Genomic DNA, 24,540 nt, shown 5'->3' on the forward strand with positions numbered 1-24,540 from the left:
GCAGGAGGACACCCCGTCCTGACAGCGAAACGTGAGGTCAGAGTGGGCGAAGCCACAGCGTGACGAAGCCGGTGGGCGCGTCCTCCGCCTGCCGCACGAGGTCGTCGTCGGCGTGGTCGACCTCGGGGTCGCCCCCGAGCGGGACCGGCGCGTAGCCGAGCTTGCGGTAGCCGAGCAGGACCTGGCCCGGGTCGTCGCCCAGCTCGACGACGGCGCTCGGGCAGAACTCGCACACCACGTGCGGGCGGTCCCGTTCGAGCACGCCCGCCAGGCCGGCGAGGGCCCGGTGGTCGCGGCCCTGGAGGTCCACCTTGACCAGCGTGACGCGCCGGCCGGTGATCTCCGGCCGCCCGTCCAGCCGCACGGCCGGCACCACGACGCCGCCCTCGGTGCCGTCGTCCGCGGCGTGCGCCCGGTGGTCGCCGCTGTTGCCGTCCTCCGCCTGCACGAGGCGGACGCTGCCGTCCTCGTCCCACGCGGCGAGCGGCAGCACGTCCACCAGCGCCGCGGTCTCGGGGCCGAGGTTCGCGGCGACGTTGCGGCGCAGGAACTCGGCGTTGACCGGGTTGGCCTCGACCGCCACCGCGCCCGTGACGCCCGCGGCCCGCTGGAACAGGCGCAGCGTGTGGTAGCCGACGTGCGCGCCGATGTCGACGAACGCGCCGTCGCCGACCAGCCGGGCCATCAGCTCGGCCTCCTCGACCTCCCACGACCGGTGGTAGGACAGCCACGGCCGCACCACGTCGTCCGCGGGCAGCAGCAGCGCGCCCGCGTCGCACACCACCACGTCGGCGCCCGCGGGCACCGGGGCGTGCCGCAGCCGTGCCGCGTCCTGCACCGCGTCCAGCGCCTTCGCCAGCTCGGCGACCCGCTGCTCACCCTCGGCGGCGCGCCGCTGCCCGTCGTCGAGCCGCAGGTCGCGGGCGGCGAACCCGTCGTGCGCGGCGCGCTCGTCGTCCGCCAGCCGGGACCACACGCGCTCCAGGCTCTCGTCGAGCTGCCGCTCCACCCGGGTGGTCGAGTCGCGCACCGAGTCCACGTCGGCGCGCATCGACGACAGCCGGTCCTTCAGGCCCTCGTTGACCCAGCGGGTCGACTCGACCCCCGCCTCCACGGCCTCCAGCCGCGACACGACCGCGCTCAGCGTGTCCTCGACGCCGCCGACGAGCGTGCCCATCACCTTGCGCTGGTGCACGTCGTAGTGGTCGATGGCGCGCAGCACGGCGCGGCGCAGCGCGGGGGCGAGCGGCGTGCGGGACGCGGTGCCCGCCTCGGCGCGCCACAGCAGCGCCTGCTTGGCGTCGCGCAGCGGTCGCAGCACGTCGGCGCCCGGCACGGCGGCCCGGTAGCCCGCGCCGCCCTGGTTCTTCCAGCTGTCGTGGGCGGCGCGCAGCTGCTCGCGCATCCACCGCGCCGCGTTCCCGACGGACCGCGTGCGCAGGATGTGCTCGCGGGCCGCGCGACCGCGCCGCTCGGCCTCGGCCGGGTTGTCCGCGACCTCGCGCATGGCGCGGGCGGCGGCGTCCAGGTCGGGTTCGGCCCACAGCGCGTCCGCCGGGTACGGGCCGTTGCCCGCGCCCACCCGGACCAGCCGGTGCGGGACCGGCCAGCCGGTGCGCCCGTCCAGGAACTCCGTCGTGCTGGAGTAGTCGGTGGAGATCACCGGCATGGCGCGCGCCATCGCCTCGGCGACGGTCAGGCCGAAGCCCTCGCTGCGGTGCAGCGACACGTAGGCGCTGCTCGTCGCGTACAGCTCGTCCAGCTCCGCCACGGACAGGTACCGCTCGACCAGCTCGATGCGCGGGTCGTCCACGACGCGCACCCGCAGGCGCTCGGCCGTGTGCGGGTTCTTGTCGCCGTTGATCGCCTTGAGCACCAGGCGCACGTCGTCGCGGCCCTCGAAGGCGCGCTGGAACGCGTCGACCAGGCCCCACGGGTTCTTGCGCTGCCCGATGCTGAAGAAGTCGAACGCGAACAGGAACGTCACCGGGTCGCCCGCGCGGCGCGGCGGCCGGTCCACCGGGCCGGGGTCGCGCACCGGCACCGGGATCGCCTTCACCGGGATCGACGTGTGCTTGGCGATGGCCTCGCGGCAGAACTCGCTGACCGTCCACACCTCGTCGACCAGGTCGAACGCGTGGTGCATCTCGCCGGGGAACTCCTCCAGCTCCCACGCCCACAGGCCGATCCGGTAGCGGTGGTGGCCCACGTGCGGCTGGTGGTCCAGCACGGCCCGCGTCTGGTCGGCGTTCACGCACAGCAGGCTCACCGGGAACCGCGGCTCGCCGACCGTGCCCGGCTCGTCCAGGCCCGTGCGGTTGGACACCAGGCGGTCCTCCACCACGGAGGCCACCGGCACGCCGGACTCGGCGATGGCGTCGTGCACGAGGCGCGCCATCTCGCCGACGCCCAGCTCCGCCGTCAGGTAGCCCACGACGTTGACGCCGAACTCGTCCGTCGGCTCGCTCGGGGCGACCGGCTCGGAGGGCAGCGCCCACGTCGGGAGCTGCGCCTCCTTCACGCCGGAACCGGCGCACCAGGACGCGAACGGCGCGGCGTCGCGGCTGTGCGGCAGCGGGAACGCCTCGCGCAGGTCGGGGCGGGACTCCCACAGCGTGCTGACCAGGCGGTTCAGCGTGGTGCCCAGCGGCGCGTCGTCGGCGGGCTCGGCGAGCCAGCGGCGCAGCGCGGCGCCGCCGTCCGGGCCGAACGCGTGCGGCGGGTTCGGCTTGCCCTTGCGCTCGGCCTCCTCCCACGCGTCGCGGTAGAGGGTGCGCACGGCCTGGCCGATCTTCGTGCCGTCGGCCATCTGCGCGAAGCCGTAGGGGATCGCGCCCAGCGTCTTCGCGTAGCCGTTGGCCTGGAGCAGGGCGCCGTAGGCGTCGCACAGCTCGCGCACCACGGGGTGCTCGGACAGCACCACGCGTGGCCGGGTCGGCGTGTGGTGGGACAGCAACCACGGGCGCTCCGGCCGGTAGCCGCTGTAGTGGAAGAACCGCAGCCGGTGGCCGCCCGCGGTCAGCACCCCGTCGGCGTCCCGCTCGACCGGGCGCTCGTGGACGTTCCAGTAGGCGACGTTGAAGCCGGGGTCGCGCAGCACGTGGTTGTCGAACAGCGCGGGCACCTGGTCCACCCACCGCTGGTCGGTGAACAGCTGCCTCTCCGGGGCCACGACCGCGTCGTGGCGCAGGCGCTCGGCCCAGAAGTCCAGGAACGGCTCCGCGCCGGGGCCGGTGGCCACGAACCCGAGGTTGAAGATGCCCGCGCCCATGATCGCGGCTTCGCTCGGGTCCTTGCCGTCGCGCGGCAGCGGGTTGAGGAAGTGCGGGGTCAGCACGATGCCGTGCGCGCGGGCCAGCTCGGCCAGCTCCGGCATCGGCGCGAACACCTGGATGTCCGGGTCGAGGAAGATCACCACGTCGGCGTCCGCGCGGAGCGCGCGCAGCAGGTACGGCTTCACCGCCGTCGCCATCTCGGTGACGTTGTAGGCGGTGGCCATCCGCAGGTAGTCGTCCTCGGAGATGCCGGTGGCCTCCGGGCCGACGACCCGCACCCGGTCGCCGATCTCGCCCTCGCCGCGCGGGGCGTCCACGACCAGGATCACGAAGCCGTGGTCCGGGTCGGGGTGGTGCTCCAGGTAGGACGCGGCGAGGACGCGCGCGGCGGGCAGGTAGTTGCGGGCGACGATGGTGCACGCGATCACCGCGCGCCCACCGCCCGCACCGCTGCCGCTCGCGCCGCTCGTGCTCGCGCCGCTCGTGCTCGCGCCGCTCGTGCTCGCGCCGCTCGTGCTCGTGCCGTCAGCGGCGTGCGCGGTGCCTGTCGTGCCCGTCGTGCCCGTGGTGCGCTCAGCCATCGGTCGGCAGCACCTCGAGCTGCGCCTCCAGGGCCTGCTCGTAGCCCTTCTGCGCGGCGGCCAGGGTCGGCGCCGCCACGTCCACGCGGACGATCAGGTCCTTGCTGCTGTAGTGGCCGCGCACGCGGGCGTTCTGGCCGCCCGCCGCGTCGATCTCACCGGTCGACACGCCGGCGGGGCCGCCGTTGAACTGCGTCATGCCGTTGTTGACCTGCGTGTTGAACAGGCCCTGCACGGCCGTGGCCGCCGCGGTCGCGTCGGTGGCCTGCACGATCAGCACGATGCCCTTGGACCCGTCGTCCAGGGTGAACTGGGCGAGCTTGGTCTTGGTGCCGCCCGCCGCCGTGTAGAGGGCGGCCTCCGAGTCGAGCAGGTACTTGAGGTTCGGCACCGCGGTGAAGTCGGTGACCGCCTTGTTGGTGCTCACCTTGCCGGGGATCTCGCCGACCGGCAGCGGGTCCGGCGGCGGCGTGGAGGACGTGGTGGTGGGCGTGCTCGACGTCGTCGTGTCGCCGCCGGCCTGGGTCGAGCCGTTGTCGCGGCCCCACAGCCAGTAGGCGCCGAACGCGAGGCCCGCGAGCAGGACGACCGCGAGGACGATGCCGATGACCTTGCCCTTGCCACCGCCACCGCCCTCGTCGAACACCTCGGGCCCCTGGGCGATCCACGAGGGGTTCTGGTCGACGGGGGAGAAGCTGTCCCCGCCCCACGGCGGCGTGCCCACCGGCGGGCCGGACTGCCAGCCCTGCTGCGGCGGCGGCTGCTGCGGCATCCCGGGCGGCGGCGTGATCGGCGCCACGTACTGCGTGCGGTCCGCGTCCTGCCCGCGCTGCTGCCCGCTCACGACCTGCGTCTTGTCGGCGCTGGCCTGGTTGTTGTTGACGACCTGGGTGGCGTCCGGGTTCGGCGTCTGCGGCCGGGGAGGGACCGCGTCCCACCGCACGGGCGGCGCGAACGGACCGCTCTGCGGCTGCTGGGGGGCCGCCGGTGTGCCGCCCGCCCCGACCGTGCCGCTGCTCGTCGCGGCCGCGAGGAGCTCGTCCCGGCGACGGCGGTACTCGTCGGCGCTGATCCGCCCCTCCGCCAGCGTGCGGTCGAGCTCAGCCAGGTCCTCTTGCCAGGACATTCCGTTCCTCCAGGGGTTGCCGCGCGAGCGCCATTGTTGCTCATGCGCTTTCGGCTGTTGTCGGCATCCGGCACTTGTGATGCGGTCGTTGCCGGCGGCCCACCGTCCGAACCCGGACGCGACTCGTGGACCGGCTCGCGGACGTGAAGAAGCCCCAGGCGCATGCGAGCAGAGGCGGCACTGGGGCGTTCGTCACCAACGATAACATTTCGACATGCCGCCCGTCGAGGTCGACGTCCCGGCCGTGTGGAACATGCTCTCCGAGCCGCGGATGGCCCCTATTTGCGGGATGCCGGTGGCGACAAGAGCGCGGCGATCGCCCTCTACGAGTGGAGCGCCCGGACCTCGTCCGCGGCCTTCGAGGTCGTGGGTCACCTGGAGGTGCTTCTCCGCAACGCCCTCGACCGCTGCCTGCGCGAGCACTTCCGGGAAGACGAGTGCGGTATCCCGTGGTTCCTCCTGCCCACCCCGGGTGGAGAGCACGTCGCCGGCGCCGTCGCCGCGGTCCGGGAACGCCTCCTGCCCCAGCGCAAGGAGTCCAGGCACCAGATCGTGGCGGGGTTGAGCTTCGGGTTCTGGTCCGGGCTGCTCGGGCCGAAGTACGAAGAACTGTGGCGCGACTGCCTGCACCGGGCGTTCCCGCACTCGTCGGGCAAGCGCAAGCAGGTGGCGGTCGCCGTCGAGCGGGTCCGGAAGTTCCGCAACCGCCTCGCCCACCACGACTCGACGATCAACGTCGACATCCCCTTCGAGATCCGTCAGATCTTCGAGCTCGCCGCCTTCATCGACGCGGACGCCGCCGCCTGGCTCGAACGGCTCAGCGCCGTGATGACGGTGTACGCGCAGCGACCGGTGACGCTGGAGGACACCGTCGTCGTGCCGGCGAAGCACGCCTGGTCCCTTTACGAGAGCTGCCGGGCCTACGTCTGCCAGGCCGGACGAGCCTTCCGACCGGTCGACCGCATCGCCTTCTACGCCGACCGCGAAGTCAAGCAGGAGGTCCCCGCCGTGCTCCACCGGCGTGACAACGTCGAGTGGAGCCCCGAGGAGGCGGCTCGGCTGCGCGGCTCGGACGACCGCGCGGACCGCAGGATCGCCGAGGTGATCGACGCATCGATCGCGAGCTGGACGGATGGTCGCTACCAGGTCTTCCTGCTGACCTCCCCGGGACATCCCTCCCACCGCCGGTTGGGCGCGGCGCTGCCGCACGGGGGGACCGGCCGTGGATCGGCGTTCGTGCAGCGGCAGCGGTACACGTCGCTCCACGCGTTGGAGACCGCCGGCACCACTGCCGATCTCCGGTGACCTGCCCCCGGCTGTTCCGCCTGCTGCGCTAACGACCACCCGGGTCGCGGACGACTACCCCTGGTAGTCCTGTTCCCGCACCGGGGGAGTCCGCGTTGCGCAAGGAGCCGTCGCTGACGTTCGAGGGTGCGCTGCGCGTCCTCGGCAAGTACGACCCCGAGTGGGTCGGGTTGCTCGACAAGGCGTTGGGCGGGGCCGTGCTCGGGGCGGGTGCGGCCGCGCTGGGGCCCGCCGGGTTGGCGGTCGTCGCGCCGCTGTGGGGGTGGGTCGACCAGAAGAACGAGGCGATGGGGCTGCTCCGGTCCCTGGTCTCGTCCCTGTCGGGGCGATTGGCCGGCGTGTCCGGTCTGGAACGCCGCGAACTCGTGGCCGCCGCCCACACGACCATCGTCGTGGCCGCGTACTTCGAGGTGTTCGAGGAGGCCGTGGGCCGTCCGCTGGTGAAGGAGTTGGCGATCACCCAGCGCGAGCGGCGCGTCCTGGCCGGCGGGGACGCGGTCGGGTGGGTGCTGTCGAACGAGGTCCCGATCCCGTCGCCGACCCGGGGGTTCCACGAGAACCTGGAGTCGTTGCGCGCCTGGTTCGGCATTCTGGACGCCCGCACGGTCGCCTTCCTGAGAGGGCTTGCCGCCTGGCCGGGCGGGGACCTGGACGGGCTCCCGGCGTCGGCCTGCGGTCGGTACGAGTCGATGTACGTGACCCTGGCGGCGGAGGTGCCGGAGTTCGCGATCTGGAGCTCGCTGGGCGAGCACGCCGCCACCCGCGCCCTGCTGACCGCGCCGACCGACGCGTTGCGGCGGGTCGAAGCGCTGCTCGGCCTGGTCGCGCGGCAGGACGTCGGTCCGGACCAACCGACTGCCCTGCGGCGCGCCAACGTCGGTGTGCTGGACCTGCCGGTCGTGCCGACCGACGCCGAGCGCTACGGGACGGACATCACGTTCCCGCCGGTCGGCGAGGTCTTCGTGAACCCGAGGTACCGGATCGCGCCCCACGTGCCGGGGTGCCGCCCCGCCGACGAGAACTGGTGGGACGAGCTGCCGGTGGCGGACGACTTCGACGTGATGATCACGTCCTACCTCCTCTCCCCGGACGCGACCCGCGTGCCGCTGCTCCTGCTCGGCCACCCGGGAGCGGGGAAATCGCTGCTCACCAAGGTCCTGGCGGCCCGGTTGCCGGCCGCCGACCACACCGTCGTCCGCGTGCCGCTGCGGTCGGTCGAGGCCGAGGCGCCGATCCTCGACCAGGTCCAGCAGGCGCTCGACAACGCGACGCACCGCCGGGTCCGGTGGCACGAGCTGACCGACCAGAGCGCGAACGCGCTGCGGGTCGTGATCCTCGACGGCCTGGACGAACTGCTCCAGGCCGCGCAGCACGACCGGAGCGCCTACCTGCGGGAGGTGGCCGAGTTCCAGCGGGTCGAGGCGCTGCAGGACCGGCCGGTGGCGTTCGTCGTGACGTCGCGGACCGTCGTGGCCGACCGCGTGACCATCCCGGACGGCGTGACGGTGGTGAAGCTGGAGGAGTTCGACGAGGCGCAGATCGGGACCTGGCTCGACGTCTGGCGACGGACCAACGCGGCGGCGGTCGGCGACGGCCGCGTGCGGGCACTGACCAGGGAGGAGGCGCTGCGGCAGCCCGACCTGGCCGGCCAACCGCTGCTGCTGCTGATGCTGGCGATCTACGCGGCCGACCCGACCACGCCGGTCCTGGAGGAGGGCACGTCGAAGTCGGTGCTGTACGAGCGGATCTTCGACAACTTCGCCCGTCGCGAGGTCTCGAAGCGCTCCGTGCCGCCGGGTGACGTGGAGGCGGAGGTGGAGGAGCAGGTCCACCGGTTGTCGGTCGCTGCGCTGGCCATGGTCAACCGGGGCGTGCAGCACCTGCGCGAGGCGGACCTCCAAGCGGACCTGGAAGCCCTGGAAGTCGTATCGCGCGGGGCATCGGGGCAGGGAAAGCGGTTGCTGGGCGAGTTCTTCTTCGTGCACACGGCGGAGGCGAACCTGCTGGGGGACGACACCGCCGAGCGGGCCTACGAATTCCTGCACGCCACGTTCGTCGAGTACCTCGTCGCCCGGTTCGTGGTGCGTGCCCTCCGTGTCGCCGCCGACGCGGCCTATGGGGGAAAGTTCGGTGCACGCGAACCTGATGACGACCTCCTCCGCGCCGTTCTGTCCCACCAGGTGTTGGCGGTACGCAAATCCACTCTGGGGTTCGTGGGGGAGATCCTTTCCGGCTTCCGCGATGAGCAGGAGCCCGTGCGACGACTGTTGACCGAGTTGTACGCCTCGTACCGGAGACGGCCTACCTCGCAGAGGTACGAGCTGTACAGCCCGACACCGGTCGACCACATCCGCCGCTTGGCCCTCTACTCGGCCAACCTGGTCGCACTGGGCGCGGAAGTCGACGTCGCAGGCGATCCGGAGGGTTGGCGGTCGACCCTCGCGCTGTGGCGTTCAGGGTTGGACGTGGACGGTCTGACCGCCATGGTCGACTTCGCCAGGTCGAAGGATTTGTCTTGTGATCCGAAGGATTACCTGTCGATGCGGCCGAGGTTCGAGCATGAGATGGCGGCACTGGAGGGGGATTTACAAAAAGCTCGGTTGATGCGGTTCGCGGCATTCGTGGGTGGCATTTTGGTGATCGACAGCCCACTTGGAGCCATGGCAGCCCTGGATGATGTCATTACGATGGCATTTGGATTCGTCAAAAATAACCTCCGTTTTCTTGTAACTCGAGATTTTTTGGGAAAATTCGATAAGGGGGGTGACGATCCTAGGGTATCTTTGGCTCTCGCCTACTATCAGTCGAATTTGTTCGAAGCTTTCGCCGAATTTCACGATCCGGCGCTCTACGCCTCGGTGAGGCCGGAAGCGCGGGCGGTGTTCCGGCTCGTGGCTGCCCGGTTCGCCGATGGCGGAGACCGGAAGGCGTGGTGGGACGAGTTGGCCCGGTCGATCCCGGAGGGGGCGGACGACAGCGGGGAGGTCGCGCCCGAACGCCTCCTGGAGCTGTTCATCGGCCCGCCTCGCAAGCCCGAGTCTCACTCAGTGAACACGGTTGATGACTAAGGGTTGCCGAGGTTGCTTCAATGCCCCATGCGCTTGTTCACCGTGATCCTGTCCACGCTCGCGGCGTTGACGAGCTTCGCCGTGCCCGCCCAAGCCGCCAGTCCCATCAGCTTGACCAGCGGTTTCTACGTCGACCCGAACTCCAACCCGGCCGTCTGGGTGCGGGGGAACGGCGGTGACGGCCGCATGGCCGCCATCCGGGACAACATCGCCACCAAGCCCATGGCCCGGTGGTTCGGCAGCTGGAGCGGCGACATCGGCCAGGCGGTCGGGTCGTTCGTCGGCGCGGCCGACTCCGCCGACAAGCTGCCCGTGCTGGTCGCCTACAACATCCCCGGCCGGGACGCGTGCGGCGGGCACTCGGGCGGCGGGGCGGGGTCTCCCGCCGCTTACCGGAGCTGGATCGCGGCCTTCGCCTCGGCCATCGGGAACCGACCCGCCGTCGTGGTCATCGAGCCCGACTCGCTGGCCGACTTCAACTGCATGACGCCCGAGCGCGTCACCGAGCGCAACGCGATGATCCGGTTCGCCACCGAGCAGTTCCGCGACCGCGCCCCGAACACGTGGGCCTACCTGGACGCGGGCAACGCCAGGTGGGTCCCGGCGAACACCATGGCGCAGCGGCTCGACGCGGCCGGCGTGCGGAACGTCCGCGGGTTCTCCGTCAACGTCTCCAACTACTACACGACCGCCGAGTCCACGACCTACGGCAACGCCGTCAACGGCTCGCTGCCCGGCTACACCAAGACCTTCGTGGTCGACACCTCCCGCAACGGCAAGGGGCACAACGGCGAGTGGTGCAACCCCGGCCAGCGGCAGCTCGGCGCCACCGCGCGGACCGGCGGGGGCGCGGAGATGCTGCTGTGGGTGAAGGTCCCCGGCGACTCGGACGGCAACTGCGGCACGGCCCCGAACACGCCGGCGGGGACGTTCGACCCGGAGATCGCCTACCGGCTGGTGTTCGGGTACTGACCCGCGGCCTACCGAGGGGTATGGCGGAGCGGGGCGAAAAACACCGTCCGGCCAGGCGAAACGGGTCCTAGGATCGCGTCGGCGCTTCCCCGCACGGCGCGGTGTGGGCCGCCGAAGCGCACCCCACGGCCCCCCAGGAGCTGCCCCGCCATGCCCCACGGCCCCCTCGACCACCGCTACCGGGGCGAGCACCCCGTCCGCACCCTGCTCTACCTGTTCCGCGAGGACCGGGGGCGGCTCGCGCTCGGCGCGGGCGCGTTCTTCGTCAAGCACAGCCCCACCTGGCTGACGCCCGTCATCACCGCGCACGTCGTCGACGTCGTGGTCGAGCGCGAGCCGCTGCTCGGCGTCTGGGTCGGCGCCGGCCTGCTGCTGGTGATGCTGGTGCTGAACTACCCGTTCGCCGTCCTCTACACGCGCTGGTGGTACGGCAGCGCCCGCCGGACGGGGCTGCGGGTGCGCTCGGCGCTCAGCCGCCGGATGCAGCAGCTGTCCATCGGCTACCACGCGCGGGTCAGCGCGGGGGTGCTCCAGACCAAGGTCATCCGCGACGTCGAGAGCATCGAGACGGCCACCCAGCAGGTCGGCGACCAGAGCCTGTCCGCGCTGGCCACGCTCACCGGCGCGCTCGTCGTGATCGGGCTGGGCGCGCCCGCGTTCCTGCCGGTCTTCCTGGTCGTGGTGCCCGTCGCGTCCGTGCTGGTCATGTGGCTGCGCGGCCGGCTGCGCGCGCACAACGAGTCGTTCCGCCAGGAGGTGGAGCGGCTGTCGTCGCGGGTCGGCGAGATGACCACGCTCATCCCGATCACCCGCGCGCACGGCCTGGAGCGCACCGCCCTCGACCGGATGGACGGCACGCTGCGCCAGGTGTTCCACGCGGGCATGCGGCTCGACGGCCTCAACGTCCGCTTCGGCGCCCTCGCCTGGATCACGCTGAACGCGCTGGGCGTCGGCTGCCTCGTCGGCTCGGCCCTGGCCGCCTACCACGGCCTGCTGGCCGTCACGCCCGGTGACGTCGTCATGCTCAGCGCCTACTTCGCCTCGCTCACCGGCGCGGTGACCACGTTGATGAGCCTCACCCCGCTGATCAGCAAGGGGCTGGAGTCGGTGCGGTCGCTCGGCGAGGTGCTCCAGGCCCCGGACCTGGAGCACAACGCGGGCAAGGCGCGGGTCGACGTCGTGCGCGGCGGCGTGCGGTTCGAGGACGTCGGCTACGCCTACCCGGGGTCGGGGCGGAACTCGATCAGCGACTTCAGCCTCGACGTGCGGCCGGGGGAGACCGTCGCGCTGGTCGGCGCGTCCGGCGCGGGCAAGTCGACGGCGCTGAACCTGGTCATCGGCTTCCTGCGGCCCACCGAGGGCCGCATCCTGCTCGACGGCGTCGACATGGAGACCCTCGACCTGCGCAGCTACCGCCGGTTCGTGTCCGTGGTGCCGCAGGAGTCGATCCTGTTCGAGGGCACGATCCGGGACAACGTCACCTACGGCCTGGAGGGCGTCACCGAGGACGTCGTGCGGCGGGCCCTGGACGACGCCAACGCGCTGGAGTTCATCGACCGCCTGCCGGCCGGGCTGGACACCGTGGTCGGCGACCGCGGCGCACGGCTGTCGGGCGGCCAGAAGCAGCGCCTGGCCATCGCCCGCGCCCTCGTCCGCGACCCGCGCGTGCTGGTGCTGGACGAGGCGACCTCGGCGCTGGACAACCGGTCCGAGGCGCTCGTGCAGCAGGCGCTGGCCCGGCTGGTGCGCGGGCGCACGGTGTTCGTCGTGGCGCACCGGCTGTCCACGATCCGCAACGCCGACCGGATCGTGGTGGTGGACGACGGGCGGATCGCGGAGGTCGGCTCGCACGACGAGCTGGTGCGGAGGGGCGGGCTGTACGCCCGGACCCAGACGGCCTGAGGGCTACCTCTTCGTGAGCAGCGTCGGGCCCACGATCTTGCGCGCGATCTTGCGCAGCTTCGACTTGGGCGTCTGCGGCGTCGCCGACGACAACGCCCTCGCCGCGGCGGAAGCGGGTGCCTGGGCGGAGGCGGGCGTGGGCGCGGAAGCCGGCGCGGAAGCGGGCGCGGCGGGGGCCGGGGTGACGGGGGCGGCCGGGGCGGGGGCCGGCGGCAGGTCCGAGATCGCCGGGAGGACGGTCGTGGCCTGCGGGTCCACCGGCGGGAGGGGGGCCGGGGCGGGCGCGGGAACCGGCGCGGGAGTGGGCGCGGGTGCGGCGACGGGGGCGGCGGTCGGCACGGAGATCGGCGCGGGCGCGGGGATCGGCGCGGGGGCGGGCGCGGTGACGGGGAGCGTGCCGCTCACCGGCAGTGTCGCGGGCACCGTGGCCCCGCCGAGCTGAGCGCCGCCGAGCTGAGCGCCGCCGAGCTGAGCGCCGCCGAGCTGAGCGCCGCCGAGCTGAGCGCCGCCGAGCTGAGCGCCGCCGAGCTGAGCGCCGCCGAGCTGAGCGCCGTTGGGCTGAGCGCCGTTGAGCTGGGCCCCGCCGAGCTGAGCGCCGTTGGGCTTGGCGCCGTTGACCGGCGCGCCGTCGAACTGGGGGGCGGGCGGCTCGCCGAGCAGGATCGCGAACGGCGGCTTGGCGCGCTGGCCCTGCCGCCCGTCGGGCGGGGTGGGCTCGATCAGCGCCGGGATGAACGGACGCCCGACGCCCGGGTGGGCGGGCTTGGTGGACACCGGTGCGGACATCGGGGCGGACACCGGCGAGGACACCGGGGCGGGAGCGGGTGTGGCGACCGGCGGAGGGGTGCTGACCTGCGCCGCGACCGGCTTCACGTTGGTCGCGGTCATCGGTTCGGACGTGGGCCACGCGGGCTCGGAGAGCACGGCGACGGGCTTGATGCGGACCGTGGGGGTGTCGTTGCTTCGCTGGGGCTGTGTGGGCACCTGGCTTGACGTCACCCCTCGATCTTGCCAAAACACGGTCGGTAGTCCAGGACGGGTGAGTCAGCACCACCAGCCGCACGGCCTGCGCGTCGTGGTCGTGGTGGTCGACGTGGTCGTGGTCGGCCGGCGCGTGGTGGTCGTGGTCTGCCTGGTCGTCGTGGTGGTGGGCGTGGTCGTGGTGATCGCCTGCGACGTGGTCGTCGTGGTGGTCCGCGACACGGTCGTGGTGGTGGTCACAGCGGTGGTCGTGGAGGTCGTCGTCGTGGTGCTGCTCGACGTCGGCACCCCGCCCGTCGGCGACTCGGCGCGGCTGGGCGGCTCGCTGCCCTTCACGACCACGATGTGCCCGACGTCCGACGGCGCGGGCGGCGCGGGGCCGTCCCCGGTCGCGGTCAGCGTGGAGAAGCCGACGAGGGCCGCGACGGCCGCACCGACGAGGGCCCCCAGGGCGAGCCGTACGGGTCCACCCGACGCGGTGAGCATCCACCACCACTACCGGGCATCCCTCAACCGGGTCAAATCGGGCCGAAGTACTGGTACCGGCCCGGAACTTCGGGTATCGGGCCGGTACCAGTGGTCACGCGGTCACGCGAGGGTGGCGGTCAGCGTGATCTCGGTGCCCGCCAGCGCCTGGCTGACCGGGCAGTTCTTCTTGGCGTTCTCGGCGGCCTCGGCGAACGCGTCGGCGTCCAGGCCGGGCACGACCGCGGTGACGGTCAGGTGGATGCCGGTGATGCCGGTGCCGGGCTTGAACGTCACCTCGGCCGAGGTGTCCACGGTCTGCGGCGGGGTGCCCGCCTGCGCGAGGCCGTGCGACAGCGCCATCGAGTAGCAGGACGAGTGCGCGGCCGCGATCAGCTCCTCCGGGCTGGTCTTGCCGTTCGCCGCCTCCGCGCGGGAGGGCCAGCTCACGTCGAACGAACCGACGCCCGAGGACTCCAGGGCGACGTTGCCCTTGCCCTCCAGCAGGTTGCCTTCCCAGTGCGTGGTCGCCTTGCGGGTGGTGGCCATGTCTGCAACTCCGTCTTCGACGAGGAAACCCTTCGCCGCCAAACCTAACGGTCCACCGGGGGCCGCGCCCGCACCAGTGGTCGACAACGTGAAAGGCCCCCGGTGCGGACACCGGGGGCCTTTCACGAGAGCGGATGACGAGACTCGAACTCGCGACCCTCACCTTGGCAAGGTGATGCGCTACCAACTGCGCTACATCCGCCTGACACGAAGAACTATAGACCATGCCTCAAACGGCGTTCGCACCGGGGGGTGGCACCCGGGTCAACAGGCGGTCCACCTCGGACAACCGCTCCTTCGACCACCGCCACTCCCACAGCGGGCGCACCCGGTCGACGACCTCCGCCGGCAGCCACGGCGCGACCTCGTCGCGCAGTTCCCACTCGTCGAACACGTGCTCGTAGAAGCTGACCACCGACGCGTCCGACAGGAACCGCTCCGGCTGCCGGAAGCACCAGTGGGCGAATTCGTAGACCCGGCGGAGCGCCTCGCGGTCGCCGTCCCGGTGCGCCTCCAGGGCCAGTTGCCACAGCTCCGAGAGGAACACGTGGCACGACCAGGACTCGCGCTCGACGACGGCGCTCAGCTCGGGGAGGAGGGCGGAAGCCCTTGTGCGCCAGTCGACCACGCGGCAGGAGCGTACTCGCCGCGCGACCCCCCGGAACGCCACCGACCACCACCTGACGCCCACCCGTGACCGGTCCGTCACCGGGAGCGTTGCGGGGTGCGGGTGCAGCGACTGACCCGAACGGCCCACACCGTCCGGCTGGTCTTCGGTATCGGGTCGCTATCACTTCGGAGCGCGGACCACCCGTTTGTGGCATCTTGACGAGCGGACCACAGGGCGGGCGGGAGGTGCCGGGCGGGATGGCCGGAGATGCCGATTTCGACCGGGAACTGCTCGCCAGGGTCAGGGCGGGCGACGACGCCGCGTTCGGCGAGCTGTTCACCCACCACGCCGACGCCGTTCGCCGGTTCGCCCTGCGGCACGTGCGCGAGCACGCCGAGGCCGACGACCTGACCGCCGAGGCGTTCTTCCGGGTGCTCCAGGCGATCCGCCGGGGCAACGGCCCCACCGACCACGTGCGCACCTACCTGCTGACCGTCGCGCGCCGGGTGGCGTGGGAGTGGAGCGGGCGGCGGCGGGACGTGCCGGTGGAGGACGAGGAGCTGAGCAGGCGCGTCGAGCCGTTCCCCGACGCCACGGCGAACCGCCCCGAGCACACGCTGATCTCGCGCGCCTTCACGAGCCTGCCGGAGCGGTGGCGCACCGTGCTGTGGCAGGTCGAGGTGGAGGGCGCCCGGCCGTCCGCGGTCGCGCCGAGCTACGGCCTGAGCCCCAACGCGATGGCCGCCCTGGCCCGCCGCGCCCGGGAGGGCCTGCGCGCGGCCTACCTCCAGGCGCACCTGGCCGAGGACACCGGCCCGCGCGCGTGCAGCTCGGTGGTGGCCAAGCTCGGCACGTACGTGGCGGGCGGCGTGCAGGGCGCCGAGCACAAGCGCATCCGCAAGCACCTCCGGACGTGCTCCTCGTGCAACGCGCTGCACGCCGAGCTGACCGAGGTCTGCTCGTCGCTGCGGGCGCACGCGGCCCTCATGGCGGTACCGGCGGCGGTGACCGCCCTGGCCACGACCTCGCTGGTCACCGGCCCGCTGGCGGCGACCCCCCTCGTCTCGGCACCCCTCGTCTCGACCCCCCTCGTCTCGGCACCGCTGATCTCCACCCCCTTCGTCTCGGCACCGCTGCTCGCGCCGGCCGCGGCGGGCAAGGCCGCGCTGCTCACCGGCCGGGTCAAGCTGGTGCTCGCGGCGGCGGCGTCGGCCGCGGCGGTCGGCCTGTTCGGGGTGCTGGCGGGCGCGTTCACCGGCGCGCCCGGCCCCGCCCTCGTGCAGCCCGGCCCGGACGGCGCGCCCGGCGGGCACGTGCTGGCGCTGTGCACGACGACCGGACCGACCGCGACCGGCACGGCGACCAGCGAGACCTCGCCCGCCGCCGCGGCGTGGGTCGCGCACACCAGGACCCAGGCCCGCACGGTCACCGCGCCCCCGGCGGCGTCCGCGACGACGACCGCCGACGCGGTGCCCGGTCAACCGGCCGGCGGCACCCCGGCGTCCGACCGGCCCGGGGCCCGCCTGCTGACCGACACCGCCCCGAGCACGTCCGGGGCCGTCCCCGGCCCCGGCGGGTCGGCCACCCCGGCCGGCACGACCACGGGACCCACCAGCGCCGGACCCACCAGCGCGGGCTCCACCGCGGTGGAACCCACCACCGCGAAGCCCCCGACGACCACGTCCCCGGTGCCGCCGTCCGACACGGCGCTGCTGGCCACGACCACCACCGCGTCCGCCGAACCCGGACCCGGGCCGACGAGGGCGGAACCGGTCACCACGCCCACCACGGTGACCCTCTACCCGACACCGACCGCTCTCACACCCGCGTAACTGCGGGTTTTCACCCACGAGGTGCAAGACTTTGCCGGTAGCGTGGGACACGCTGAGTGATCGCTCGACGTCTGAGGAGACGGTGATGACGCGGCTGGTGCGCGGCGCTGACGGCCGGATGTGGACTGTGCGCAGCCAGGTCCAATGGCGCAACCCGGCGGCCGACGCCGACTTCGAGCACGACGTGAGCGGCGGCCACGGCCCCGGCGTGCTGATGCTGACCATCGTGGTCGTGATGGCCGTCGTGCTGGTGGCCTGGACGCCCGCCGACGTAGTCGTGCCCGCCTGGCTGATCGTGGCGCTGGTGCTGCTGTTCCTGTTCTTCCCGGTCCGCTGGGCGCTGCGCCGGCCGTGGGTGGTGGCGGCGGAGTCGAAGAAGACCGACGAGCTGCCGCCGGAGCGGTGGGTCGGCACGGTGCGCGGCATCCTGGTCGTGCGCGACGAGGTCGCCAAGGTGGCCCGCAAGATCGAGATGTACTCGCTGCCCGACCTGGACGGCCCGCTCCAGCCGGTCGACTGAACCCACCGGACCGGCCCGCCGGTGTCACCCGGTCGACTGAACGCCGTCGGCGGGTGACACTGGACGCGTGCCGGAACTCCCCGAGGTCGAGGCCCTCGCCCACCACCTGCGCGAGCACGCGGTCGGCCGCACCGTGCACCGGGTGGACGTCTCGTCGTTGCAGGTGCTCAAGACGGTCGCGCCGCCCTGGACGGAGCTCCAGGGCCGGGAGGTGACGGGCGCCGGCCGGTTCGGCAAGCACCTCGACCTGGACTGCGGCGGCCTGCACCTCGTGGTGCACCTGGCGCGCGCCGGGTGGCTGCGCTGGTCGGAGCACCTGTCCGCGGTCCCGCCCAAGCCCGGCCGGGGCCCGCTGGCGCTGCGCGTGCACCTCGGCCCGCCGGGGGAGGGGCCCGGGTTCGACCTGACCGAGGCGGGCACCAGGAAGGGCCTGGCGGCGTGGGTCGTGGCCGACCCGCGCGAGGTGCCGGGCGTCGCGCGGCTCGGGCCGGACGCGCTGTCGGTGACCCGCACGCAGCTGGAGGACCTGTTCGCCGGCCGCACCGAGCGCCTCAAGACCGCGCTGACCGACCAGACCGTCCTGGCCGGGGTGGGCAACGCCTACTCCGACGAGATCATGCACACCGCGCGCCTGTCGCCCTACGCGACGGCCGGGAAGCTGCCCGCCGAGGCGCTGGACCGGCTGCACGAGGCGCTGGTCGGCGTCCTGACCGACGCCGTGGAGCGGTCGGTGGGGCAGGGCTCGGCCACCCTGAAGGGCGAGAAGCGGTCGGGGCTGAGGGTGCACGCGCGGACCGGCCTGCCGTGCCCCGTGTGCGGTGACGCGGTGCGCGAGGTGTCGTTCGCCGACAAGGCGTTCCAGTACTGCCCGACGTGCCAGACGGGCGGCAGGCCGCTGGCCGACCGCCGGATGTCACGCCTGCTGAAGTAGGTCACACGTCCGGGTGGACCCGTGCTTGTGCACGCCCTGCCCGGCAACTCCCCCTGGTGACAGCTCGACCACTTGGAGGAGTCATGGACATCCGCATCGCCGCCGCCGTCACCGGTGCCGCCCTGAGCCTGGCGACCATCGCCGGCGTGGCCGCCGCGTCCTCGGACACGCCCCCGGCCGCGAGTACCGGGAGCGGCACCTTCGACGCCCAGGAGCGGGTCACGCTGTGCGAGATCCTGGAGGAGGCCGGCCTGTACGACGAACCGGACATGGAGGAGCTGCTCGCGTTCCTCGGGTGCGACGTCGAGGAGACGACCACCAGCACGACGTCCGACGCGCCGGCCAACTGAGGCCGCCGGGGCGCGGTTCGGTGGTCGGATCGCGCCCACTCTCCGTCACCGCCTCGCTGTTCTGTCACTCGATCGGGTAGGCAACCGGTCACGGCCGCCGCCAATTCATCGGATGTGCACGTGTCCGGCCGCCGATCCCCTTGCCTACGCGGCCCCCACGGCACAGCATGGACGCCGTGCGTGACCTCCTGACCGAGCGCGCGGTCCTCGGCGTCATCGCGACCCTGGCCGTCCTCGGCCTCTTCGTGATGCTGTGCCGTGCCCGCAGGGTGAGCACGTCGGTCGAGGACGCCGTGATGGACATGCTGCACCGCATGTCCAAGGCGTCCGCCGACCTGCGCGAGGGCCTGACCGAGGACGCCGCCAACAAGGCCACCCCGCACCTGCGGGAGATGCTGCGCTGCGTCGCCGTCGGCATCACCGACCACGAGGGCACGCTGCTGTCCTGGGACGGCGAGGCGAACGACCACTACGAGTTCCTGCGCACGTTCATCGAGCGCGCCATCGGCGAGGGCCACAAGGAGCACGTCGAGCACAAGAAGCTCGACTGCGAGCTGCCCGGCCCGTGCCTGCTGCACAGCGCGGTGATCGTGCCCCTGGTGGTGGAGAACGAGGTCGCGGGCACGCTGATCGTGGTCAGCGGGGTCGCGAACAAGCGCCAGATCCGGATGGCCGAGGAGACCGCGCGGTTCGTCTCCACCCAGCTTGAGCTGGAGGTGCTCCAGAAGTCCCGGCAGGCGCTGGCGCAGGCCGAGGTGCGGGCGCTGCGGGCGCAGATCTCGCCGCACTTCGTCTACAACGCGCTCAACACGATCTCGTCGCTGATCCGCACCGACCCGGCGCACGCCCGCGAGCTGCTCCAGGAGTTCGCCGAGTTCACCCGCTACTCGTTCCGCACCGACGGCTTCTTCACCACGCTGTCCGACGAGCTGACCAACATCCACCGCTACCTGACCATCGAGCAGGCCCGGTACGGCGCGCGCCTCAACGTGCGGCTCAAGATCGCGCCCGAGGTGCTCCAGGTCGTGCTGCCGTTCCTGGTGCTGCAACCCCTGGTGGAGAACGCGGTCCGGCACGGCCTGGCCAAGAAGCCCGGCGGCGGGCTGCTCACGATCATCGCCGAGGACAACGGCGCGGAGGCGTTGATCTCGGTCGAGGACGACGGCGTCGGCATGGACCCGGACCGGTTGTTCGAGGACCTCAAGGACGCCCACCAGACCGGCGCGCACGTCGGCCTGGGCAACATCAACCACCGGATGCGGGCGGTGTTCGGCGACGACTACGCCCTCGTCGTGGAGACCGCGCCGGACGCCGGCATGAAGATCATCCTGAAGATCCCCAAGTACAGCCGGGGCGTGCGCACGAACCTGCCGCTGGTGCCGCCGAGGCTGGAGGACACCACCGAGCAGCCCGCGATCAGGGCCTGACCACCCGGGCCGGGCCCGGCGACCGGGCCCCGACCGTCAGGCGGCGGCCACCGCCAGCGCGGCGACCACCATCACCGCGCACACCGACCACGTGATCCACATCCAGTAGACGTGCATCGTCGTCGGCCCGTCCGGGTTCTTCTTGCCCCGGTCGTCCCACCACTCGACGTAGCGTTCGAGCCACCGGATCGGGTTGAACGTCACCGCCCGATGTTAGCTCTGCCACTCGACCGCGCCGCTGCACGTAAGGTCGTGGGCATGAGCGTGACGGACAAGATCGCCCGGTTGCCCAGGATCGTCGGTGAGCGGACCGAGCGCGGCCCCGTGGTGGCCGCCGTCCGCCTGCACGGCGTCATCACCCCCACGCCCACCCCGATGGCGCGCAACACCATCAGCGCCCAGACCGTCGAGACCGCGCTGACCCGCGCGTTCGACCACGACCGGCTGGTGGCCGTCGCGCTGCTGGTCAACTCGCCCGGCGGCGCGCCCACGCAGTCCGCGCTGGTCGCCGAGCGCGTCCGCGAGCTGGCGGCGAAGAAGCGGGTGCCCGTCCTGGCGTTCTGCGAGGACGTCGCGGCCTCCGGCGGCTACTGGCTGGCCTGCGCGGGCGACGAGATCTACGCCCACGGCACGTCCCTGGTGGGGTCGATCGGCGTGGTCAGCTCCGGGTTCGGCCTCGACGGCCTGATCGGGAAGTACGGCGTGGAGCGCCGCGTGCACGCGGCGGGCGACAACAAGGTGCGCCTCGACCCGTTCTCCCCGGAGAAGCCCGAGGACGTCGAGTGGCTCAAGGGCCTCCAGGCCGAGCTGCACGAGCAGTTCGCGGCGTGGGTCCGCGAGCGCCGCGGGACCAAGCTCAAGGGCACCGACGACGAGCTGTTCAACGGCGAGGTGTGGACCGGCGCGAAGGCCCTCGAACTCGGCCTGGTCGACGGGATCGGCACGCTGCGCAGCGTCGTCGCCAAGCGCTACCCGGACGCCGAGATCGCCGTCGCCGAGCCCCGCCGCCCCTTCCTCGCCCGCTTCGGGCTGGCCGGCGCCACCACCCGATCGGGGGACTTCCTGCTGGAGGGCCTCGCCGCCCTGGAGGAGCGGTCGCGCTGGTCGCGATTCGGCTTGTGACGCCGGGGCCGGTAACAGGTCCGGCAACCGGCGTAGACAGCGACCCCGCTCGATGGGCAAGATGCGCGGCACAGTGAGTACACCCAAGAACCCCAACACCCCGAAGAACACCGACGGCGCCGGTCTCCTCGTCCTGGCGGTGGACGACGAGGCCCCCGGCCTGAGCGAGATCAAGTACCTGCTGGAGAGCAGCCCGCACATCAGGCGCGTGCTCACGGCCTTCGACGCCGCCGAGGCGCTGCGCATCCTCCGGGGCGACTACGACGCCGAGGTGATGGACCGCCAGAAGGCCGGCCTGCCGCCGGTCGACGCGGTGTTCGCGGACATCAACATGCCGGGGCTGAGCGGCACGGACCTCGCGCGCGTGCTGGGCGCGTTCCGCGCGCCGCCGGCGCTGGTGTTCGTGACGGGCGTCGAGCACTCGGAGGCCGTGGTGGCCTTCGAGGTGGGCGCGCTGGACTTCGTGACGAAGCCGATCAACGAGGACCGGGTCAACAAGGCCATCTCGCGGGTCGTCGAGCGGGTCGCGTCGACCCCGACGGCCCTGCCCGAGCCGACCGCGGCGGCCGAACCGCAGGACGACGAGGTGATCCCGGTCGAGCTGGGCGGCACGATCAAGCTCGTGCCCCGGGCCACCGTCCGGTACGTGGAGGCGCAGGGCGACTACGCCCGCCTGCACACCAACGACGGCGCGAGCCACCTCGTGCGCATCCCCCTGGCCCAGCTGGAGGACCGCTGGGAGAACGCCGGGTTCGTGCGCATCCACCGGTCCTACCTGGTGGCGCTGCCGCTGGTGACCGAGCTGCGCATGACGTCGAACGGGTACGCGGTGGTGATCGGCTCCGGCGACGACGCGAAGGAGCTGCCGGTGAGCCGGCGGCACACGCGCGAGCTGAAGGAGCGGCTCGTCCGACCGCCCAAGAGCAGTTGGGGATGACCGAGCACCCCGGCCCGCCCGGGCAACCGGACCAGCCGCCGCCCGCCGGGCGCGACACCTGGTCGCCGGTGCCGGGCGCGGCGGTCCCCGTCCCACCCGCGTACGGCCGGTCCGCGTCCGGTTCGTCCGCACCCGGCCCGCCGGCTCACGGTTCGACCACGCCCGGTTCGTCCGCGTCCGGTTCGTCGGCTCCCGGCTCGTCAACTCCCGGTTCGCCGGTTCCGGGTTCGCCGGCCCCGGGGCGGAAACCGCGTCGCCGGCGGGTGGTGCTGGCCGACCCGAAGGGGCGCGGTCGCGTGCTGCGCACCATCATCGAGCTGGAGGAGCAGACCAGCGTCGGCGAGAAGCTGATCCGCGACCTCATCCGCCAGCAGCTGCGCACCGGCCTGGCGCTCGGCGGCACGACGCTGCTGTTCCTCGCCGCGCTGCCGGGGGTGTTCTTCGCGCTGCCCCAGCTCTCGGACGTGCACCTGCTGGGCGTGCGGCTGCCGTGGGTGCTGCTGGGCCTGCTGCCGTTCCCGCTGTGCTACGGCGTCGGCTACGCCTACCGCAGGCTCGCCGAGCGGCACGAGCAGGACTTCGTGAACTCGGTGGACCGGTGATCCAGAACCTGTGGAGCCTGGGGCTCGTCGCCCTGGTCGCCGCGCTGACGTTCCTGCTGGGCTACGTGGGCTCGCGGCGGGCGAACACCACGCCGGACTTCCTGGTGGCGCGGCGCGCGATCCCGGCGACCCGCAACGCCGCCGCCATCTCCGGCGAGTACCTGTCGGCCGCGTCGTTCCTCGGCGTCGCCGGGCTGGTGCTCAAGGACGGCGTCGACGCGCTGTGGTACCCGATCGGCTTCACCGCGGGCTACCTGGCGATGATGCTGTTCGTGGCGGCGCCGCTGCGGCGGTCCGGCGCGTACACGCTGCCCGACTTCGCCGAGGCCCGCCTCGGGTCGTCGAACCTGCGCCGGTTCTGCACGTTCTTCGTGATCTGCATCGGCGTGCTGTACCTGGTGCCGCAGCTCCAGTCGGCCGGGCTGACGCTGAACACGATCACCGGCCTGCCCGCGTGGCTCGGCGGCGCGGTGGTCATCGCGATCGTGGTGGTGAACGTGCTGGGCGGCGGGATGCGGGCGATCACGCTCGTGCAGGCGTTCCAGTACTGGGGCAAGCTGTTCGCCATCGCCGCGCCGACGTTCGTGCTGTTCACGCTGTTCGCGGCGGGACCGGGCAACGGCGCGCAGGCGGTCGACTCGGACGGCGTGCTGCGGTTCCACGAGGACGTGTCCGTGACGACCACCGAGCCGGTGCGGGTGCGGGTGGGCGTGCCGCTGGAGCTGTCCGCGACCGGCCTGGTCAACGGGGCGCGGGCGGACGGCGAGGTCTACTGGACGGCCGGCGCGCACACCGTGGGCGCGGACACCGAGCTGCGGTTCACCGCGGGCACGCCGGTGCCGGTCGTGGAGGGCGCGCCGGCGGACAACGCCGACTGGCTGCGCCCGCAGACCGGCGGCGCGGCCGAGCTGTTCGAGACCTACTCGCTGATCTTCGCGACGTTCCTCGGCACCATGGGCCTGCCGCACGTGCTGGTCCGCTTCTACACCAACCCCGACGGCCGGGCCGCCCGCCGGACCGCGCTGCACGTGATCTACCTGCTCGGCCTGTTCTACCTGTTCCCCACGGTGCTGGGGGTGATCTCGCGCCAGTACCTGCCGCAGCTCCTGGTGACCGGCACGACGGACGCCGCGGTGCTGCTGCTGCCGACCACCGTGCAGCCCAACCTGCTCGGCCAGGTGCTGGGCGCGGTCGTGGCGGCGGGCGCGTTCGCCGCGTTCCTGTCCACCTCGTCCGGCCTGGTCGTCTCGGTCGCCGGGGTGGTGTCGACGGACATCCTGCCGGGCAAGGTGCGTGACTTCCGCTGGGCCACGGTGCTGACCGGCGCGGTGGCGATCCTGCTGGCGCTGGCGCTGCCGCGCTCGGACGCCTCGCTGACCGTGGCGATGTCGTTCGCGCTGGCCGCGTCCACGTTCTGCCCGCTGCTGGTGCTGGGCATCTGGTGGCGCGGGTTGACGTGGGTGGGCGCGATGGCGGGCATGGTCGTCGGCGGCGGCCTGGTGCTCGGCTCGCAGGTCGTCACGGTGGTCAGCTCGTACACGGGGGACTGGGCGCCGTCGGTGTTCTCGCAGCCGGCCCTGGTGACGGTGCCGGTGGCGTTCCTGACCATGGTCGTGATCAGCGGGTTGACGTCGCGGCGCAGGCCCGAGGACGTCAACCAGATCCTGCTGCGCTTCCACGCGCCGGACCCGCTGGGCTTCATCCGCGACCGCGACGTGCAGCGGTTCGGCTCGGCGGAGGAGAAGGCGCTCCAGGAGGGCGCGCGCCGGGACGGGCCGTCGTCCTGACGTGATCCGGAGCACCCCGCGGGGGGCTCGTCGCGGCGTGGTCCGGACCTCTCCGCGGGCGGTGGCACCACGGCCGCGCGGGCCTGACCAGCGGCGCACTCCTTCGGCCGCAGGCGTGGTAGCAGGGAGTGCGTGAAGGTCTCGAACGGGTGTAGATAAGACATCCGATCCGGTTAGCGGTGATGTCGATCACCCCAG

At 72.6% G+C, this 24,540-nt stretch carries 20 protein-coding genes and 1 tRNA gene; 13 read left to right on the forward strand and 8 right to left on the reverse strand.

Going from position 1 to position 24,540, the window contains the following annotated elements; all coding sequences use genetic code 11:
* Window positions 1-37: 37 nt before the first annotated feature.
* Both ACRAKJ_RS00320 and ACRAKJ_RS00325 read right to left on the reverse strand, forming a co-directional pair.
* Window positions 38-3,856 (reverse strand): FkbM family methyltransferase, encoded by a 3,819-nt coding sequence (locus ACRAKJ_RS00320; protein WP_438919614.1) that lies wholly within the window; start codon window positions 3,854-3,856, stop codon window positions 38-40.
* Window positions 3,849-4,982 carry a hypothetical protein gene (locus ACRAKJ_RS00325; protein ID WP_438919613.1) on the reverse strand — a complete coding sequence of 378 codons (1,134 nt, stop codon included), beginning with the start codon at window positions 4,980-4,982 and terminating at the stop codon, window positions 3,849-3,851. The genes ACRAKJ_RS00320 and ACRAKJ_RS00325 overlap by 8 nt, the downstream gene beginning before the upstream one ends.
* A gap of 282 nt (window positions 4,983-5,264) precedes the next feature.
* Between ACRAKJ_RS00325 and ACRAKJ_RS00330 the strand changes: the two genes are divergently transcribed.
* The 4 genes from ACRAKJ_RS00330 (at window position 5,265) to ACRAKJ_RS00345 (ending at window position 12,229) form a co-directional block, all read left to right on the forward strand.
* A complete protein-coding gene (locus ACRAKJ_RS00330; protein WP_438919612.1) occupies window positions 5,265-6,287 on the forward strand; it encodes a hypothetical protein in 1,023 nt (340 codons plus the stop codon).
* Between the two features lie 95 nt (window positions 6,288-6,382).
* Entirely contained in the window at window positions 6,383-9,355 is a 2,973-nt protein-coding gene (locus ACRAKJ_RS00335; protein WP_438919611.1) for an NACHT N-terminal helical domain 7-containing protein, read from the forward strand.
* Between the two features lie 27 nt (window positions 9,356-9,382).
* Complete coding sequence (locus tag ACRAKJ_RS00340; RefSeq protein ID WP_438919610.1) at window positions 9,383-10,327, forward strand: glycoside hydrolase family 6 protein; 945 nt, start codon at window positions 9,383-9,385, stop codon at window positions 10,325-10,327.
* Between the two features lie 150 nt (window positions 10,328-10,477).
* A complete protein-coding gene (locus tag ACRAKJ_RS00345; protein WP_438919609.1) occupies window positions 10,478-12,229 on the forward strand; it encodes an ATP-binding cassette domain-containing protein in 1,752 nt (583 codons plus the stop codon).
* A 3-nt stretch (window positions 12,230-12,232) separates the two neighbouring features.
* Here the strand turns inward: ACRAKJ_RS00345 and ACRAKJ_RS00350 are convergent, their stop codons facing one another.
* The 5 genes from ACRAKJ_RS00350 to ACRAKJ_RS00370 form a co-directional block, all read right to left on the reverse strand.
* On the reverse strand, window positions 12,233-13,213 hold the full coding sequence (locus ACRAKJ_RS00350; RefSeq protein WP_438919608.1) for a pentapeptide repeat-containing protein: 981 nt from the start codon (window positions 13,211-13,213) through the stop codon (window positions 12,233-12,235).
* 60 nt (window positions 13,214-13,273) lie between these two features.
* Window positions 13,274-13,696: a hypothetical protein gene (locus tag ACRAKJ_RS00355; RefSeq protein ID WP_438919607.1), complete on the reverse strand. Its 423-nt coding sequence runs from the start codon at window positions 13,694-13,696 to the stop codon at window positions 13,274-13,276.
* A 102-nt stretch (window positions 13,697-13,798) separates the two neighbouring features.
* Window positions 13,799-14,224, reverse strand: coding sequence for an OsmC family peroxiredoxin (locus ACRAKJ_RS00360; RefSeq protein ID WP_438919606.1), 426 nt, complete (start codon window positions 14,222-14,224; stop codon window positions 13,799-13,801).
* Window positions 14,225-14,353: 129 nt separating this feature from the next.
* Window positions 14,354-14,426 (reverse strand) — tRNA-Gly (locus tag ACRAKJ_RS00365).
* Window positions 14,427-14,453: 27 nt separating this feature from the next.
* Window positions 14,454-14,852: a DUF7674 family protein gene (locus ACRAKJ_RS00370; protein ID WP_438919605.1), complete on the reverse strand. Its 399-nt coding sequence runs from the start codon at window positions 14,850-14,852 to the stop codon at window positions 14,454-14,456.
* Between the two features lie 239 nt (window positions 14,853-15,091).
* Between ACRAKJ_RS00370 and ACRAKJ_RS00375 the strand changes: the two genes are divergently transcribed.
* The 5 genes from ACRAKJ_RS00375 (at window position 15,092) to ACRAKJ_RS00395 (ending at window position 19,894) form a co-directional block, all read left to right on the forward strand.
* Window positions 15,092-16,666, forward strand: coding sequence for a sigma-70 family RNA polymerase sigma factor (locus ACRAKJ_RS00375; RefSeq protein WP_438919604.1), 1,575 nt, complete (start codon window positions 15,092-15,094; stop codon window positions 16,664-16,666).
* An 85-nt stretch (window positions 16,667-16,751) separates the two neighbouring features.
* Window positions 16,752-17,186 carry a DUF983 domain-containing protein gene (locus ACRAKJ_RS00380; protein WP_438919603.1) on the forward strand — a complete coding sequence of 145 codons (435 nt, stop codon included), beginning with the start codon at window positions 16,752-16,754 and terminating at the stop codon, window positions 17,184-17,186.
* Window positions 17,187-17,253: 67 nt separating this feature from the next.
* The gene (locus ACRAKJ_RS00385; protein WP_438919602.1) at window positions 17,254-18,117 is read left to right on the forward strand and encodes a DNA-formamidopyrimidine glycosylase family protein; all 864 of its coding nucleotides are present in this window, start codon (window positions 17,254-17,256) and stop codon (window positions 18,115-18,117) included.
* 83 nt (window positions 18,118-18,200) lie between these two features.
* Entirely contained in the window at window positions 18,201-18,467 is a 267-nt protein-coding gene (locus tag ACRAKJ_RS00390; protein ID WP_438919601.1) for a hypothetical protein, read from the forward strand.
* A gap of 167 nt (window positions 18,468-18,634) precedes the next feature.
* Complete coding sequence (locus ACRAKJ_RS00395) at window positions 18,635-19,894, forward strand: histidine kinase (protein ID WP_438919600.1); 1,260 nt, start codon at window positions 18,635-18,637, stop codon at window positions 19,892-19,894.
* 36 nt (window positions 19,895-19,930) lie between these two features.
* Here the strand turns inward: ACRAKJ_RS00395 and ACRAKJ_RS00400 are convergent, their stop codons facing one another.
* On the reverse strand, window positions 19,931-20,098 hold the full coding sequence (locus ACRAKJ_RS00400) for a hypothetical protein (RefSeq protein WP_438919599.1): 168 nt from the start codon (window positions 20,096-20,098) through the stop codon (window positions 19,931-19,933).
* A 54-nt stretch (window positions 20,099-20,152) separates the two neighbouring features.
* On the opposite strand from ACRAKJ_RS00400, the gene ACRAKJ_RS00405 reads away from it, so the two are divergent.
* From ACRAKJ_RS00405 to ACRAKJ_RS00420, 4 genes are all read left to right on the forward strand, one after another.
* The gene (locus ACRAKJ_RS00405; protein WP_438919598.1) at window positions 20,153-21,016 is read left to right on the forward strand and encodes a S49 family peptidase; all 864 of its coding nucleotides are present in this window, start codon (window positions 20,153-20,155) and stop codon (window positions 21,014-21,016) included.
* A 61-nt stretch (window positions 21,017-21,077) separates the two neighbouring features.
* Window positions 21,078-21,953, forward strand: a complete 876-nt coding sequence (locus ACRAKJ_RS00410; protein WP_438919597.1) for a LytTR family transcriptional regulator DNA-binding domain-containing protein — start codon at window positions 21,078-21,080, stop codon at window positions 21,951-21,953.
* A 296-nt stretch (window positions 21,954-22,249) separates the two neighbouring features.
* Window positions 22,250-22,555 carry a hypothetical protein gene (locus tag ACRAKJ_RS00415; RefSeq protein WP_438919596.1) on the forward strand — a complete coding sequence of 102 codons (306 nt, stop codon included), beginning with the start codon at window positions 22,250-22,252 and terminating at the stop codon, window positions 22,553-22,555.
* Window positions 22,552-24,342 carry a sodium:solute symporter family transporter gene (locus ACRAKJ_RS00420; protein WP_438919595.1) on the forward strand — a complete coding sequence of 597 codons (1,791 nt, stop codon included), beginning with the start codon at window positions 22,552-22,554 and terminating at the stop codon, window positions 24,340-24,342. The genes ACRAKJ_RS00415 and ACRAKJ_RS00420 overlap by 4 nt, the downstream gene beginning before the upstream one ends.
* Window positions 24,343-24,540 lie beyond the last annotated feature (198 nt).

The sequence above is a fragment of the Saccharothrix sp. DSM 118769 genome, assembly GCF_052936295.1.

What these genes read in the sequence shown, in the direction of transcription:
- ACRAKJ_RS00375 (WP_438919604.1), top strand. Translation starts at nt 15,092, where the DNA reads ATGGCCGGAGATGCCGATTTCGACCGGGAACTGCTCGCCAGGGTCAGG.
- ACRAKJ_RS00395 (WP_438919600.1), top strand. Translation starts at nt 18,635, where the DNA reads ATGGACGCCGTGCGTGACCTCCTGACCGAGCGCGCGGTCCTCGGCGTC.
- ACRAKJ_RS00405 (WP_438919598.1), top strand. Translation starts at nt 20,153, where the DNA reads ATGAGCGTGACGGACAAGATCGCCCGGTTGCCCAGGATCGTCGGTGAG.
- ACRAKJ_RS00340 (WP_438919610.1), top strand. Translation starts at nt 9,383, where the DNA reads ATGCGCTTGTTCACCGTGATCCTGTCCACGCTCGCGGCGTTGACGAGC.
- ACRAKJ_RS00355 (WP_438919607.1), bottom strand. Translation starts at nt 13,696, where the DNA reads ATGCTCACCGCGTCGGGTGGACCCGTACGGCTCGCCCTGGGGGCCCTC.
- ACRAKJ_RS00390 (WP_438919601.1), top strand. Translation starts at nt 18,201, where the DNA reads ATGGACATCCGCATCGCCGCCGCCGTCACCGGTGCCGCCCTGAGCCTG.
- ACRAKJ_RS00380 (WP_438919603.1), top strand. Translation starts at nt 16,752, where the DNA reads ATGACGCGGCTGGTGCGCGGCGCTGACGGCCGGATGTGGACTGTGCGC.
- ACRAKJ_RS00325 (WP_438919613.1), bottom strand. Translation starts at nt 4,982, where the DNA reads ATGTCCTGGCAAGAGGACCTGGCTGAGCTCGACCGCACGCTGGCGGAG.
- ACRAKJ_RS00345 (WP_438919609.1), top strand. Translation starts at nt 10,478, where the DNA reads ATGCCCCACGGCCCCCTCGACCACCGCTACCGGGGCGAGCACCCCGTC.
- ACRAKJ_RS00410 (WP_438919597.1), top strand. Translation starts at nt 21,078, where the DNA reads ATGCGCGGCACAGTGAGTACACCCAAGAACCCCAACACCCCGAAGAAC.
- ACRAKJ_RS00320 (WP_438919614.1), bottom strand. Translation starts at nt 3,856, where the DNA reads ATGGCTGAGCGCACCACGGGCACGACGGGCACGACAGGCACCGCGCAC.
- ACRAKJ_RS00360 (WP_438919606.1), bottom strand. Translation starts at nt 14,224, where the DNA reads ATGGCCACCACCCGCAAGGCGACCACGCACTGGGAAGGCAACCTGCTG.